Annotated in this window: 14 protein-coding genes and 1 pseudogene; 2 read left to right on the forward strand and 13 right to left on the reverse strand. The window is 63.4% G+C overall.

Annotation, left to right across the window (positions count from 1 at the left end; translation table 11 throughout):
• Positions 1-203 precede the first annotated feature (203 nt).
• The 8 genes from ACIGGE_RS08065 to ACIGGE_RS08100 all read right to left on the reverse strand — a co-directional run bounded on the left by ACIGGE_RS08065 (position 204) and on the right by ACIGGE_RS08100 (position 6073).
• Positions 204-773 (reverse strand): type 1 glutamine amidotransferase domain-containing protein, encoded by a 570-nt coding sequence (locus ACIGGE_RS08065; RefSeq protein WP_397489980.1) that lies wholly within the window; start codon positions 771-773, stop codon positions 204-206.
• Between the two features lie 146 nt (positions 774-919).
• Complete coding sequence (locus ACIGGE_RS08070; protein ID WP_397489981.1) at positions 920-1339, reverse strand: heme-binding protein; 420 nt, start codon at positions 1337-1339, stop codon at positions 920-922.
• 104 nt (positions 1340-1443) lie between these two features.
• Positions 1444-1737: a putative quinol monooxygenase gene (locus ACIGGE_RS08075; protein WP_265559212.1), complete on the reverse strand. Its 294-nt coding sequence runs from the start codon at positions 1735-1737 to the stop codon at positions 1444-1446.
• Positions 1738-1848: 111 nt separating this feature from the next.
• Positions 1849-2589 (reverse strand): SDR family oxidoreductase, encoded by a 741-nt coding sequence (locus ACIGGE_RS08080; RefSeq protein ID WP_397489982.1) that lies wholly within the window; start codon positions 2587-2589, stop codon positions 1849-1851.
• Positions 2590-2827: 238 nt separating this feature from the next.
• Positions 2828-3817, reverse strand: a complete 990-nt coding sequence (locus ACIGGE_RS08085; RefSeq protein WP_397489983.1) for an L-dopachrome tautomerase-related protein — start codon at positions 3815-3817, stop codon at positions 2828-2830.
• A complete protein-coding gene (locus ACIGGE_RS08090; protein WP_397489984.1) occupies positions 3814-4920 on the reverse strand; it encodes an NADH:flavin oxidoreductase/NADH oxidase in 1107 nt (368 codons plus the stop codon). Before ACIGGE_RS08090 ends, ACIGGE_RS08085 begins: the two co-directional genes overlap by 4 nt.
• A complete protein-coding gene (locus ACIGGE_RS08095) occupies positions 4920-5375 on the reverse strand; it encodes a VOC family protein (RefSeq protein WP_397489985.1) in 456 nt (151 codons plus the stop codon). The genes ACIGGE_RS08090 and ACIGGE_RS08095 overlap by 1 nt, the downstream gene beginning before the upstream one ends.
• A gap of 2 nt (positions 5376-5377) precedes the next feature.
• Positions 5378-6073 carry a type 1 glutamine amidotransferase domain-containing protein gene (locus tag ACIGGE_RS08100; RefSeq protein WP_100261487.1) on the reverse strand — a complete coding sequence of 232 codons (696 nt, stop codon included), beginning with the start codon at positions 6071-6073 and terminating at the stop codon, positions 5378-5380.
• A gap of 210 nt (positions 6074-6283) precedes the next feature.
• On the opposite strand from ACIGGE_RS08100, the gene ACIGGE_RS08105 reads away from it, so the two are divergent.
• Positions 6284-7162: a LysR family transcriptional regulator gene (locus ACIGGE_RS08105; RefSeq protein ID WP_397489986.1), complete on the forward strand. Its 879-nt coding sequence runs from the start codon at positions 6284-6286 to the stop codon at positions 7160-7162.
• 353 nt (positions 7163-7515) lie between these two features.
• Here the strand turns inward: ACIGGE_RS08105 and ACIGGE_RS08110 are convergent, their stop codons facing one another.
• Both ACIGGE_RS08110 and ACIGGE_RS08115 read right to left on the reverse strand, forming a co-directional pair.
• Complete coding sequence (locus tag ACIGGE_RS08110; protein WP_397489988.1) at positions 7516-8610, reverse strand: alkene reductase; 1095 nt, start codon at positions 8608-8610, stop codon at positions 7516-7518.
• 17 nt (positions 8611-8627) lie between these two features.
• Positions 8628-9560: a hypothetical protein gene (locus tag ACIGGE_RS08115; protein WP_397489989.1), complete on the reverse strand. Its 933-nt coding sequence runs from the start codon at positions 9558-9560 to the stop codon at positions 8628-8630.
• 165 nt (positions 9561-9725) lie between these two features.
• On the opposite strand from ACIGGE_RS08115, the pseudogene ACIGGE_RS08120 reads away from it, so the two are divergent.
• Positions 9726-10214, forward strand: a pseudogene (locus ACIGGE_RS08120) (MarR family winged helix-turn-helix transcriptional regulator).
• Between the two features lie 642 nt (positions 10215-10856).
• On the opposite strand, the gene leuD reads toward ACIGGE_RS08120, so the two are convergent.
• Genes leuD through ACIGGE_RS08135 form a run of 3 tightly spaced genes read right to left on the reverse strand, consistent with a single transcriptional unit; the run spans position 10857 to position 13770 of the window.
• Positions 10857-11453, reverse strand: coding sequence for a 3-isopropylmalate dehydratase small subunit (leuD, locus tag ACIGGE_RS08125; RefSeq protein ID WP_397489990.1), 597 nt, complete (start codon positions 11451-11453; stop codon positions 10857-10859).
• Positions 11453-12862, reverse strand: a complete 1410-nt coding sequence (gene leuC / locus ACIGGE_RS08130; RefSeq protein WP_397489991.1) for a 3-isopropylmalate dehydratase large subunit — start codon at positions 12860-12862, stop codon at positions 11453-11455. The genes leuD and leuC overlap by 1 nt, the downstream gene beginning before the upstream one ends.
• Positions 12859-13770 carry a transporter gene (locus ACIGGE_RS08135; protein WP_397489992.1) on the reverse strand — a complete coding sequence of 304 codons (912 nt, stop codon included), beginning with the start codon at positions 13768-13770 and terminating at the stop codon, positions 12859-12861. The genes leuC and ACIGGE_RS08135 overlap by 4 nt, the downstream gene beginning before the upstream one ends.
• Positions 13771-13827 lie beyond the last annotated feature (57 nt).

A 13827-nucleotide genomic window follows, 5' to 3' on the forward strand; every position in this document is an offset into this window, starting at 1 on the left:
GAATGGGTCGAATCTGGAAGCGGGAGCCGGCGATGTGTCACCGCGGTTGACGTGGATTAGGGTTTGAGTGCCCGTCAGGTGCGCCGTGTTCGTGTGATACGCGGCGTGGCGGACGGCCAATCGCCGGCCATCCGCCACGCTCGCTTTGTGCGGACCTTCCCCAGGGAGAGGGCCCTCACATCGTTTCGTCGAAACGCCCCGCCTTAATTCCCTGCTGCGGGCGCTGCGCCGACACCTTCTGCGATTTTCTCAACGAGTTTGGCACAAAAGGCGGGCAAATCATTGGGATCGCGGCTGGTAACAAGGCCGTTGTCGACCACGACTTCCTCATTGGTCCATGCACCGCCGGCGTTCTCGATATCGACCTTCAGCGTCGGGTAGGACGTCAAGGTGCGACCCTCAAGCACGCCCGCCTCGATCAATGTCCAGGGTGCGTGGCATATGGCCGCAACAGGTTTTTTCTGATCAAAGAAAGCCCGGATGAAACCGATTGCCTCGACGCTGCCGCGCAGCTTGTCGGCACCGACAGTCCCTCCGGGCACAACAAGTCCGTCGAAATCGTCGGCTTTCACCTCGGAAAACGTCTTGTTGATAGTATAGCTGCCGCCCTCGTCAAGATCGCCATTGACTGTGCGAGCCTTGCCCGGTTCAAAACTGACCACGGTCACTTTGCCCCCAGCGTCCTCGACAGCTTGCTTGGGCTTCGAGAATTCTGGTTCTTCCGTCCCGCGGGGTGCGATCAGAATCGCGACCGATTTGCCTTCTAAAGTCATAATTTATCTCCTATTCTGTTCAAGATTAAGGTCAGGTGCCCGGCTTGAGCACGACCTTCGTCCAACCAGCATCGTGCTCGTCGAAATGCTTGAAGGCGCCCGAGCCCGCCGCCGTCGACTGAGCCGGTGCCGCCGCGTTCCCAGGCTCAGCCGTGCGCGAACGCCTGCGCCGCCGCCTCGGCCACGCCTTGGTCCTGCTTGCCGGTGCCGCCCGACACGCCCACCGCGCCGATCACCGTCTCGCCCTTCTTGATCGGCACGCCCCCGGCGAAGATCATCACCTTGCCGTCGTTGGAGGCATGGATGCCGTAGAAGTCGGCGCCCGGCTGGGCGAGCTTCGCCAGCGCCTTGGTCTCGACGTCGAACGCGCGCGCCGTCCACGCCTTGCTTATCGCGATGTCGACGCTGCCGCGCCACGCATCATCCATCCGCGCGAACGCCAGGAGGCAGCCGCCCGCGTCCACCACCGCGATGTTCGACGGGCTGCCGATCCGCTCGGCCTCCGCGATTCCCGCATCGATGATCGTCCGCGTGTCGTTCAGCTCGAGTGTCTGGATGGTGCGCATGGCGTGTCTCCTTGGCCAGTTCGGGGAAAGCTGTTCAGTGCACGCCGCCGCGCGCGGGTCCCCCCCGCGGGCGAGAGCGACGTGCTAGGGTGCCGACCGCTCCGCTATTTCGCGGCCAGCAGGGTGAACTTGTGAATCTGCGGCGGTTCGGAAAACAGTTCGTCTGCCTTTTCCATCAGTGCGGCGGCAACCTTGCCGTCGAGATGGGCCTGGCGATCCTCCTCTGTCTCGAACGTATCGAAGATCGCGTACGCACCGGGACCTTCCTCGATCGCGTACCAGGTCTGAGTGCCCGGCTCAGCTTGAACGAGCGGCAATGCCGAGGTCAGGAAATCGGCGACATCGCGCTCTTTTCCGGGCTTGGCCTTCAGCGGTACATACAGGGCAAGTTTGGGCATAAAAGACTCCTCAAGTGAAACGGACAGATATTGTTCGGCAAACTAACGGACGAGCGGGCCGGCACGTTCCCTAAGAGGCGGAGCACACCCGGCCCCGCCTCCTCGTCGAAATCAGAACTCCTGTGCGGTCGGCCGGATGACGATCGCGTTGATGTCGACGTCATCCGGTTGTTCGACAGCGAACGCGATAGCACGCGCCACCGATGCCGTCGGGATGGCCTGCTTGTAGAAGTCGAGCACTGTTTCGGCAGCCGTGCCTGATGTCGTGAACTTCAAATCGCTTTCGACAGCTCCAGGCTCGATTGACGTGACCCGGACTTTTTCCCCCACTTCGTGGCGCAAGCCTTCGCTGATCGCGCTGACGGCAAACTTGGTGCCGGAGTAGACCGTGCCGCCCGGTGCGAAGACCTTGATACCCGCAACCGAGCTCAGGTTGATGATGTGACCGCTGCCCTGCTCGAGAAAACCGGGAAGGGCCGCCGCGATGCCGTAGAGCGTACCCTTCAGATTGACGTCGATCATCTGGTCCCACTCGTCGGTGTTGACCTCGGCCATCGGACGGATCGGCATAAGCCCGGCATTGTTGATCAGCACGTCGAGGCGGCCGAAGTCGGCAATGATTGCGGCGACGACGGACCGGACCGCCGATTTGTCGGTCACGTCCAGCGCGTAGCTACGTGCCGTGCCACCGTTTGCGGCGATGTCAGCGACGACCTCGTCGAGCCTGTCCTTGCGACGCGCGGCGATCGCCACCTTCGCGCCGCGTTCCGCGAGAAGACGCGCAGATTCCGCGCCGATGCCGCTGCTGCCGCCGGTAATGAGAACGACCTTGCCTTCGATACCCTTTGTCATAATTGTATTCCTTCAAGTCAGTTGTTGATTTTTTGCCGGATCGCGGCCCCGCGCGAGCCTGCCCGGCCTGATGGGATCACTGTGAGCGCAAGAGGACGGGCCCGGCGCCCACCCGGATGCGGAGCAGCTCGTAAGGCTTGCGGCGTAAATCCTGTCCGCCGTGAAAGCCGGGCTGGCGGTGGAGCTGGTTGGCAGTGAAGTAGAGATAGCCGTCGGTGCCGATCGACAGTGTGTCGGGCTAGCTGATGCGGGGGTCGCTGACTACCGTCGTCCAGCGGCCCTGGTCGAGCACGCGGATCGCGTTGTTCTCGTAATCGCCGGCGAACACGCGGCCCCGGTCGTCTTCGGCAATCCCGTCCGAGGCGCCTTTGCGCCCCAGGCTGCGTACCGCGCGGGCCAGTTCCTCCTCGGACACCGCGGGGTCACGCAGCATGGCCGTGGGGACCGCGTGCAGCGTGCGGCCCGACAGTGGACCGTAATACAGCAGGCTGCCGTCGGCGCTAAGCCCGATTGCGTCGCTCGCGATTGTTACCGGCGTCGCGGATCCATCGGCGGGACGGTTCATGAGCACCGCGCCGTCGACAACCGGGGTGAAGCCGGGCTCGGGGTTGGTCGTCGCATGGTTCGACAGGCGCCGGATCGCACGCCCGCTGGCGATATCGACGACGATAATGCCGCCGACCCCCTCGTTGCTGCTGTCGGTGATGTAGGCGACGCCCTCGGCGCCCTGACGCAGATCGAAGCGCACATCGTTGAGGTAGGTCGTGGGCAGCACCACGCTGGGCGGCAGGACGATCGTCTTCACCACCCGGTCGGTCGCAAGGTCGATTGCCACCAGCTTTGCACCGCCGGCCTGCGGTTGAGAGAATTTGGGCGCCGCCGTGTCGAGCACCCACAGGCGATTGGCGCCGTCTGCCACCACGCTCTGCACCGAGATGAAATGCCCCGCCGGGTCGGCCGGATCGGGCCGGTTGGTCGCGGCATCGGGATAAGGCACCGTCTTGCCGTCGACCAACTCGGCAACCGTGAACGGCGCGTTGTCGCCCCATTGCGGGAAGTTGACGAAGATGCGCCCGTTGGGGGCGACGGTCACGCCAGTCGGCATCGCGCCATCGAAGGTCGCGACCTGTTCAATCTGGGGCGCGGATGCACCCTCGCGGGTCGTCGCGCAGGCGGCAAGCGAGAGGGCAGCGCCAGCGGCCAGAAGCAGTTTGACGGAGATTTTCATGGGATCATTTCCTTGAGGATGCGGCCCGCTTCGTGGGGCTCGGACCGGAGATATTGCGGGGGCGCCTTTACCGATGCGCCAAGCGCGGTGGCGGCGTGCCAGGGCCAGCGCGGATCCCACAGCGCAGCGCGGGCTATCGCTATGGCGTCGGCATGCCCGTCTTCGAGGATGCGCTCCGCCTGGTGCGGATCGGTGATCATTCCGACCGCCACGACAGGCATAACGACCGCGTCCTTGACCGTCCGCGCCAGCGGCACCTGATAGCCGGGGCCGACAGGGATCTGCTGGCGCGGGTCGAGGCCGCCGCCGGAGACGTGGATTGCCGAACAACCGCGCCGCTCCAGCTCCTGCGCAAACCGCGCGGTTTCCTCCGCCGTCCAGCCGCCTTCGACCCAGTCGGTCCCCGAAACGCGGACGGTCACCGGGCGGTCGGAGGGAAACGCTTCGCGCACGGCACCGAACACTTCGAGCGGGAACCGCATCCGGTTGTCGAGGCTGCCCCCGTATGCATCGCCGCGCCGGTTGGAAATCGGCGAAAGAAACTCGTGGAGCAGATAGCCATGCGCGGCGTGGATCTGGACGGCTTCGATGCCGAGCCTGCCGGCGCGCCGGGCGGCATCCGCGAACGCCTCCCGGATGCGAGCAAGCCCTGCCTCGTCCAGTTCGACAGGGGGATGGTCGTCCGGAGCAAAGGGAACGGCGCTGGGTGCCACGGTCTGCCAGCCATTCTCCGTATCGGGGGGAAGCTGCGCTCCGCCGTGCCACGGCTTGGCGCTGCTCGCCTTGCGGCCGGCATGGGCCAGCTGGATGATCAGCGGCATGTCCGACCAACGGCGCACACTTTCGAGCACGCTTCGCATCGCCGCTTCGGTACGGTCATCGTACAGGCCGATGTCACCGTGGGTGATGCGCCCTTCCGGGCTGACCGCGGTCGCCTCTATCGTCAGCGCGCCCGCGCCCGAGAGCGCCAACTGGCCGAGATGCATCTGGTGCCAGTCGGTCATCGCGCCGTCGACTGCCGAATACTGGCACATCGGCGCGATGACGATGCGGTTGGCGAGCCGCAGCCCGCCAACTTCAATCGGTTCGAACAACTTCACCATCACCATTCGCCCGTGTTGGGCATGGAGGCCCAGGGTTCGGCCGGAGCCTTGTGTTCGCCCTTCTGCAGCAGTTCGATCGAGATCCCGTCCGGCGAGCGCACGAACGCCATGTGTCCGTCGCGCGGGGGCCGATTGACCGTCACGCCGCCCGCCTGCAGCCGCGCGCACGTTTCGTAGATGTCGTCGACCCCGTAGGCGAGGTGGCCGAAATTGCGGCCCCCGGTATAAGTCTCGGCAGGGCTGCCGTCCTCGGGCGGCCAGTTGTACGTCAGCTCGACCTCGGCTTCGCCCTGCTCGCCGTCGCCGCGGAAATCCTCGTCGGCGGCAAGGTAGATCAGCGTGTAACGCCCGGCCTGGTTCTCCATGCGCCGGGTCTCCTTGAGACCCAGCAGCGTGAAGAAACGGATCGCCGCCTCGGGGTCGGCGACGCGCAGCATGGTGTGGAGATACCGCATGATCAGGCGACCTTGTCCTGAAGGGCTTCCATCACCAGCTCCGCGGTGCGGGTAGCGCTGGCGGGGTTCTGGCCGGTCACCAGATTGCCGTCGCGCAGGGCGAACGGGGCAAAATCGGGGCCGCCCTCGTGCTTGCCCCCAAGTTCCTTGAGCCGCGTTTCGAGCAGGAACGGCACCGCGTGATCGAGGCCGACCGCGCGTTCCTCGCTGTCGGTGAAGCCCGCGACACGGCGACCGGCGACGAAGGGCGTGCCATCGGTCTTCTTCGCCGAGACCAGCCCCGCCGGTCCATGGCAGACGGCGGCGACGATCTTGCCTTCGCGGTCGAAGCGCTCGACCAGGCGGGCCAGTTCGTCGCTGCCGGGGTAATCGAACATGGTGCCGTGGCCGCCCGGCAGAAACAGCGCGTCGTAGCCGGCGGGATCGATGCTTGTGAATACAGGGGTGCTGGCAACCTCGGCCTTCAGGGCCTCGTCCTTCAGATAGCGCTCGACCGAAGCGTCGTTCTCGCCGTCGGCGTTGACGCTGCGTTGGTCGACGGGGATGGCGCCGCCCTTGATCGAGGCCAGCGTCACCTCGGCGCCCGCATCGCGGAAGGCATAATACGGGGTGGTAAGTTCCTCGAGCCAGACACCCGTCGGTTCGGTGCCGGGAGTCATGCGGTCGGCGGAGGTGGCCACCATGAGAATGCGGGTCATCGTCAATTGTCCTTTTCCATTGATGTCGGGGGCACGAGCAAACGCAACCGGCGCAGCCGCACCCGCCACAAAGAAAGCGGTGAGAGCCATCAGCATTTGGCGGCGATTTTGCCTTCGATCGTTCCTTTCGATAGCTTAGATACGCAGGGAACGGCATCATGAAACCCAGCGGGAATGGTGGACGGCCATAAATTCGCTTATGGAACCGCAATGTCCCTCCTGCAGTTGCGCACCTTCGTCGAAGTCTACCGCCGTCGTTCACTGAGCGAGGCGGCTCGGGCAATCGGCATCACCCAACCGGCGGCGTCGCAGCACATCGCATCGCTCGAGGCGCAATTGGGCCGTCCCTTGTTCGATCGCCATTCGCGCGGCGTCCGACCAACAGCGATTGCCGACGATCTGGCGGCTTCGATCGGAAGCAGCCTCGATACGGCGGAATCGGCACTGGCCAGCGCGCGGGCCCGATCGTCGCGCATCTCGGGCACGGTCCACATCGCCGCGCCGTCGGACCTGCTGGGAGAGATGATCACGCCCCGGCTGGCTCCGCTGCTGGAAGCAGGGCTGGACCTGCGGCTGCATATCGGCGGGCGCGAGGCGCTTTATGCCATGCTCCTCGAAGACAAGGTGCATCTGGCTGTCACCGCCTCGCAACCCGAAGATCCGCGGTTGGCCTTCCATGCGCTGGGCGAGGAACACCTGCGCGCCGTCGCCTCTCCCGCCGTGGCGGGGCGGATTGCCGCGGTGCCGCTGGCCGAAGGGCTCACTCAAACCGCCCACCTTGCCTACGATCTCGACCGGCCGCTGCTGCGGACCTGGCTCGAGGCCAACCGGATCGAGTTGACGAATCAGCCCGCCCTGACCGCGCCCGATTTGAGAGTGCTACGGTCAGGATTGTGCGCGGGTCTGGGCTGGACGGTGCTGCCCGGCTATCTCACCCGCAGCGAACGCGCGGCCCGCACGCTGATCGAAATACCCGCGCCGATCACGGTGCCGCTCAACGCTTACTACCTCGTCTGGGCACGCTCATCGCTGCGACACCCGCGCGTGGCCATGGCTCGGGACGCCCTGATTGCTGCACTCCGAACATAATTGTGGCCACGCCTGTTGGGCCGTGAGCGCAATGTCGGGCCTGAACCAGTTGAGCGTTGGCAAAACGAAAGGCGGCTTTCGGGATCGTCGGCGACAACGCCGAACGACCGAATTTGGGGGCGCAAAGGAGACATTGAACTTCCTTGCCATTCGAAGCCGCTGTGACAATTCCGAGTCCTGAAAAAGCTACGTCGATGACCGCGCAACTTTTTGCAGCGCAATTAGAAAACTGGCTCCGTCGGAGGCCGGGGGCCGGGGGCCGGGGGCCGCAAGAATTTTGAGGTCGTCGGTTCAATGACTGATTTGGGGCCGATCGGCGACTGACCGGTTCAGCCGATAGCGTTCGGACAAGATCAGTGCTGCGGATCCAAGAACGGATAGTCGGTGTATCCTTCCTCGCCTCCGCCGTAGAAGGTGTCCTGATCGGCCTCGTTAAGGTCGGCGCCGATCCGATAGCGTTCGGGCAGATCGGGATTGGCGATGAAGGGCCGTCCGAAGGTGATCGCATCGGCGCGGCTTTCGCCGATGGCCTCCACGGCGCGCTCGGCATCGTAATCGCCATTGCCGATATAGACGCCGTCATAGAGCGCGCGCAGGCGCTTTAGCAGCTGCCGGTCGTCTTCGCTGCTGTCGGAGCCGAAAAATTGCTCGACGACGTGGAGATAGGCGAGCTTACGATCGTTCAGCATGCGATAGGCCGGGCCGAAGATGGCTTCGGGATCGTTGTCGGAGATGGCGTTGGCCTGCCCCAATGGCGACAGGCGGATGCCAACGCGATCCTTAGGCCAAACATTGCAGACGCGGTCGAGAACTTCGCCGAGCAGGCGCAACCGGTTCTCGACCGATCCGCCATACTCGTCCTCGCGCTTGTTGACCCCATCCTGTAGGAATTGGTCGAGCAGGTAACCGTTGGCCGAGTGCACTTCCACCCCGTCGAACCCCGCCTCCTTCGCGCAGCGCGCACCGGTCGCGAAATCGTCCAATGTCCGAGCGATCCCGTCGGCATCGAGCGCGACCGGCTCGGACACGTCCTCGAAACCGTTGGCGGTGAAGGTCTGGGTATCGGCACGTACCGCGCTCGAAGAGACGGGTCGCCTGCCGTCGGGCAGGAGCGAGACATGGCTGATCCGGCCGACATGCCAGAGCTGGCAGAAGATCCGCCCGCCCGCCGCGTGAACCGCCTCGACGATGGGCTTCCAGCCTTCCACGTGAGCGTCGGTGTAGATGCCTGGCGTATCGATATAGCCCTTGCCCATGGCGGATACCTGCGTGGCTTCGCTTACGATCAGCCCGGCCGAAGCACGTTGCCGGTAATAGGTAGCAGCGATGTCCTTGGGCGTGCCGTCGGCATGGGCGCGATTGCGCGTGAGCGGCGCCATCAGCACCCGGTTCGGCAGTTCGAGCGCACCCATGGCGAGCGGGCGAAAAAGGGGAGACGTGTCGGTCATGTGATTTCCTATGAAGTTCAGGCTCCTGTCGGAGAGCCGGTGTCTTGGTCTTGCGGCAAGGGGATGGGTGTCGCCGCGCAGATCGTGCGCAACGCGGATTTGAGGCCTTCCTCGATGGTCGGGTGATAGAACGGCATCTCGAGCAGTTCGCTCGCCGTCGTGCCGGTCTGGATGGCCCCGGCAAGAATATGGGCGAGGTGTTCGCCAGCGGGCGCAATCAGGTCGGCGCCAATCAGCCGCCCGTCGGGCGCGGCAGCGTAGAGCGTGAGGGTGCCTTCGTTGCGCCCCTCCACTCGCGCGCGGCACACGATGCGCGTGTCCGCCCAATGGGAGCTCAGGTCGCGCGCCCAGGCGGCGAAATCATCCGCAGCTCCACGGCGCTTTTGCAAGGCTTTGGACAGAGCAGGATGAAACTTGAGCTGCGATTGCGGGAGATAACGCTTGAGAATGCCCGGTGCGGCCAGCACGTTCAGGGTGTCATCGACATGCACGATCCCGCTGGATTTATGGCGCGCCAGCACGGAACCTGCATGGACGCTGCTGTCGTCGGTAACCAAGTCGATGCCGTTGGGGCCTGAGAATTCCAGATCGTCGGAAAACTCATTCTGCGTTTGCGCGTCCTCGATCATGCCGCCGTCCCACGGCAGGTCTGGCTGGTGTTCGCGATGCCGGCGCGTGCCAATCAATCGCGCTTGCGGGGCGAGCTCGTGCATCGCCTTGCAATGAAGGGTATGAAACGGGTGAACATTGATGATCGCATCGATGGCGCGCCCTCGATCGGTCACCCTCAGCAGCTTCTTGCGGTCGTCATCTTCCACGTCATAGCTGTCGAGGAGGAGAAAACGCCCGTTCGCGCGGCGTATCAGGGACATCTGCGTGCCGACGTCCAGCAATCCCCCGATCTTGAATGAGCCGCGGAAGTTCCAGAACGTGTCGGCAAGTTGCAGCATCCGTCGGTATGTCTTTCGAGAGATCGGCGTTGCATTTCAGAAAGGTGCTGCCACCGCGTATCTTTCCCAATCAAAGCTCTAGCCGTTTATTGGTTCCTTGCCTGCAATTAGATTGTGGACAAGATATGAAGTGCAAAGTCGTGCACGATGCGCTAATGGATGGAGATGGACGATGATCGCGCCGAGACACCATTTGCGGTCGAGAAGGGCGATCCGCTCTCGCTCGACCGCCAGCTGTGTTTTCAGTTCTATGCCGCAAGCAATCTCATCACGCGGCTCTACTGACCCGTCCTCGCGGAACTCGGCCTCACTTACCCGCAATATCTGGTCATGCAGGTGCTTTGAGAAACCGAGGGTGTCTCGGTAGGAGCGCTTGGGAAGCGGCTCCACCTCGATAGCGGCACGGTGACGCCGCTCCTGAAACGGATGGAGGCGCTCGGATTGCTCTCGCGGACCCGCGATGCCCAGGACGAGCGGCGCGTGCTGGTCTCACTTAGCCATCGAGGTCGCGCATTAAGAGCGAAAGCTCTTACTGTTCCCGAGACCATGACCCGCGGGCAGAATATCGACGAGCTGGAATCGCTGCGATCCGTCATCGCCGATATGGTTGTAGCGTTGGCGGAGATGCAACTAGGCCACGTGGACAAAGCTTGACGATGGGCCTGTCCTTCGATTCAAGGCTGCCTTTTGCAGGCGGCATTGGGCGAGCGGATCGGGGTATGGAAATAGGAGGGGCGCTGATTGGCGCTGCTCGAGCGCGACGCGGACCATCCGCCAATCAGCCAAGCCAGTCGAGTCTAAGCTAACTAACAGCGCGGCCCATTAGCGCGTCTCCACCTGGTCGGCGAATGTAAAGCCGGCAACGCCGGCGAGCTCTGGCGACTGTGTCCTTGAAGAATAGCTGCCACTGCGCAGCTATATGAACAGGCTTTCGCTACCGTGACATGAGCGCCCGTAAGCGGTTGGATCGCTCACTTTCCAACGACCCAATCTGGATGAACGTCTGCATTCAGGATCAGCGACGGGCTCCGGGAATGACCGAAATTAGGGCGCCTCCCTGGCCTTCTGCAACTGGCCGGTTGCTGAATGTCGGGTTCTGAGGCGGAAAGCAGCCGTTCGATCAGCGCCTCAGAAAGGGCGGTTCTCGACCAATACAAGGCGTTTATCCAAAGAAACTGAACGACAGCTTGTATCAGAACCTGACATGACCATAAGGCGGTCCAAATCAACCGGAGCAGAGCAATTTTTGATCATTAAACGGATCGGCTATAAATTCCGATATCGGTCACATGCCGCTCATGCCTTTTCCGATGAAGTGTTTTCCCACTCTTCAATTTGCAATTGATGCGTCATCGTTCTGGCAATTTCGTCTTCTCCAATGAGCAGGGCGCGACGTTTGTCAGGTGGAATGCGGTAGTGCCACCTTTGCTGATCGGAAAGAAGTAGCGTCTGCTGTTCCAGATCGACAGTGATACGGCAATGCGGCTCGCACGCAGCCAGCTTCAGCAAATATTCGACCTTGTCCTTCGGCAGGCTGATCGGCAACAGGCCGTTCTTGAAGCAATTGGCCTGGAATATATCGGCAAAGTCAGGTGCGATGAGGCACCTTATTCCGAAGTTGGCCAGCGCCCAGACGGCATGCTCGCGGCTCGATCCGCAGCCGAAATTCTCCAGCGCGACCAATATGCCTGCCTGTCTCCACGGGGACTGGTTCAGGATGAAGTCCGGCCGTTCGTCCCCGGCCACGCTGTAGCGCAGGTCATGGAACAGATGGATGCCAAGCCCCTGTCGCCGGATGGTTTTCAGGAAACGTCCAGGAAATATTTTGTCCGTATCGACATTGGCCAACGGCATCGGTGCGGCGACGGTGTTCAGGGTCGTGAAGGGCTGCATCAGACGATGGTCCTTATGTCGGTGATCGCGCCATGGATGGCGGCGGCGGCCGCCATCGCGGGGGACATGAGGTGCGTGCGTCCGCCCGGCCCCTGTCGCCCCTCAAAATTCCGGTTGGAGGTGGAGGCGCAGCGTTCTCCCGGTTTCAGCCGGTCGGCATTCATGCCCAGACACATGGAGCATCCGGCCTCCCGCCACTCGAAACCTGCAGCCATGAACAGGCGATCGAGCCCCTCCGCCTCCGCCTGCTGCTTTACGGTCTGCGAGCCGGGGACGACGAGCGCCCGGACATGATCCGCCACTTTTCTCCCGTTCAGCATGGCGGCCGCATCGCGCAGATCCTCGACCCTGCCATTTGTACAACTGCCGATGAACACCGTATCGACTGGCAGGCCGACCAGCGGTGTGTCCGGCGCGATGTCCATATAGGCCAGCATATCCCTGATCTGCGCAGCGCGAGCCGGGTCTGTCTCCCTTGCCGGATCGGGCACGCGTCCGTCGACGGGCAGCACCGCTTCCGGGCTGGTGCCCCATGTCACCATCGGCGCGACGGCGCCTGCATCGACCTCGACCACCCGATCATAGGACGCGCCGGGATCGGATCGCAAAGCCTGCCATCGGGCGGCGGCGGCTGCGAAATCGGCTGGCCCGGGTGCGTGGGGACGCCCCGCCAGCCAGGCAAAGGTTGTGTCGTCAGGCGCGATCAGGCCAGCGCGCGCGCCCGCCTCGATAGACATGTTGCATATCGTCATGCGTCCTTCCATCGACAACGCCCCGATCGCTTCCCCGGCATATTCGATGACATGGCCGGTCGCGCCGCTCGCGCCGATCCGACCAATCACCGCCAGGATCATATCCTTGGCCGTCACGCCCGGCGATGGCTGCCCCGTCATCCGCACCAGCATCACGCGCGGGCGCGACTGCACGATAGTCTGGGTCGCCAGCACATGCTCCACCTCCGACGTGCCGATGCCGAAAGCCAGCGTCCCGAATGCGCCATGGGTGGAGGTGTGGCTGTCGCCGCACACGATCGTCATGCCCGGCTGGGTCAGGCCCATTTCCGGTCCCATCACATGGACGATGCCATGGGCGGTGGCGGACAGCGGTATATAGGGAATGCCGAACTGGGCCGTGTTATTTTCCAGACAGTTGACCTGAATGCGGCTTTCCTCGTCGGCGATCGGCCGCCCACGTCCCTCGGTCGGGATATTATGGTCGGCGACCGCGATGGTGCGATCCGGTCGCCGAACGCCCCGCCCCGCCAGCCGCAGGCCATCGAAGGCCTGCGGACTGGTCACTTCGTTCAGCAGGTGCCGGTCGATGTAGAGCAGCACCGCGCCATCGCCCAGATCGGCCACGACATGGCTGTCCCAGATTTTCTGGACGATATTGCGGGGCTGGTCATTCACTGACCGCCACCCAGCGAGAAGATCGCCTTGATCCACAGCTTGTCGCCCTGCGACCGGTTGCGCGCGACGACCTCATGCTGCCACGTCAGCATGATCGGCACTTTGCCTGCCTGCACCTTGACCGTCGGGCCGATGGCGAAGGCGGTGCCGCGATTGCCGTCGCCCACCACCATGCCGCCCTGCCTGTCATCGGTGGTCTGCCGATTGTAATAGCCCGCGACGCCGAGGCTCGATTTGGGGAAGTTCCAGCCCGCCGCGAAATCGACATGGAACTCGTTGCCTGACTGATAGTCCGTCGCCTTGTTGCGGGTGCTCATGTCGTACATCAGCTTGGCGGATAGTTCCGGCCCCTTGGGGTCATGATAGGTGATGGCCACAGCAGGCTCGAAAGTCACATAGTTGCGCCCGATATTGGCGAGCGCGTCCTTGTTGTAACGCCCGGTCGGCAGGATGATGTCGACGCCCGCCGCAATGTGCAGCTTGTCGAAATGCCAGCCCAGGATGAAGGGATCGACCACGATGTCGCCCAGACCCGCGCGATGATCGCGCCGCTCGCGCATGTCCACGCTTACGTCTACCAGCGGCACCAGCACCTGAAAGGCATAGGTTCCGCCCAATATCTTCTTGTCGGTGACATGGACGAAGCGGACCGTATTGGCGAAGGCCTCCACCTGAAAATCGACGGGCACCTGTTCCCCATCGCCGTCGTTCAGGCGATCGGCGCTGTTATAGGTGCTGTAGTTTAGCAGGTAGGTCCCCTCGGGCGGCAGCATGCCGGTCATCCACCCTTCCGCGCCGTGCGGATAGGCGGAACCACCCCCTTCCGTCGCGCGCGCCGGAGCCGCCGTCAGCAGCAGCGCGGTCATCGCGCCTGACAATATTCCAGCCTTCATCATCCTGTCGTTCATGTCACTCTCCCTCTCTTTTGATTTTCCCCGGCACTGCCGAACCCGATCGGGACAGGC

Source organism: Qipengyuania sp. NPDC077410 (assembly GCF_044543405.1).
Taxonomy (GTDB): Bacteria; Pseudomonadota; Alphaproteobacteria; order Sphingomonadales; family Sphingomonadaceae; genus Qipengyuania; species Qipengyuania pacifica.

What these genes read in the sequence shown, in the direction of transcription:
- ACIGGE_RS08065 (WP_397489980.1), bottom strand. Translation starts at nt 773, where the DNA reads ATGACTTTAGAAGGCAAATCGGTCGCGATTCTGATCGCACCCCGCGGG.
- ACIGGE_RS08070 (WP_397489981.1), bottom strand. Translation starts at nt 1,339, where the DNA reads ATGCGCACCATCCAGACACTCGAGCTGAACGACACGCGGACGATCATC.
- ACIGGE_RS08075 (WP_265559212.1), bottom strand. Translation starts at nt 1,737, where the DNA reads ATGCCCAAACTTGCCCTGTATGTACCGCTGAAGGCCAAGCCCGGAAAA.
- ACIGGE_RS08080 (WP_397489982.1), bottom strand. Translation starts at nt 2,589, where the DNA reads ATGACAAAGGGTATCGAAGGCAAGGTCGTTCTCATTACCGGCGGCAGC.
- ACIGGE_RS08085 (WP_397489983.1), bottom strand. Translation starts at nt 3,817, where the DNA reads ATGAAAATCTCCGTCAAACTGCTTCTGGCCGCTGGCGCTGCCCTCTCG.
- ACIGGE_RS08090 (WP_397489984.1), bottom strand. Translation starts at nt 4,920, where the DNA reads ATGGTGAAGTTGTTCGAACCGATTGAAGTTGGCGGGCTGCGGCTCGCC.
- ACIGGE_RS08095 (WP_397489985.1), bottom strand. Translation starts at nt 5,375, where the DNA reads ATGCGGTATCTCCACACCATGCTGCGCGTCGCCGACCCCGAGGCGGCG.
- ACIGGE_RS08100 (WP_100261487.1), bottom strand. Translation starts at nt 6,073, where the DNA reads ATGACCCGCATTCTCATGGTGGCCACCTCCGCCGACCGCATGACTCCC.
- ACIGGE_RS08105 (WP_397489986.1), top strand. Translation starts at nt 6,284, where the DNA reads ATGTCCCTCCTGCAGTTGCGCACCTTCGTCGAAGTCTACCGCCGTCGT.
- ACIGGE_RS08110 (WP_397489988.1), bottom strand. Translation starts at nt 8,610, where the DNA reads ATGACCGACACGTCTCCCCTTTTTCGCCCGCTCGCCATGGGTGCGCTC.
- ACIGGE_RS08115 (WP_397489989.1), bottom strand. Translation starts at nt 9,560, where the DNA reads ATGCTGCAACTTGCCGACACGTTCTGGAACTTCCGCGGCTCATTCAAG.
- leuD (WP_397489990.1), bottom strand. Translation starts at nt 11,453, where the DNA reads ATGCAGCCCTTCACGACCCTGAACACCGTCGCCGCACCGATGCCGTTG.
- ACIGGE_RS08135 (WP_397489992.1), bottom strand. Translation starts at nt 13,770, where the DNA reads ATGAACGACAGGATGATGAAGGCTGGAATATTGTCAGGCGCGATGACC.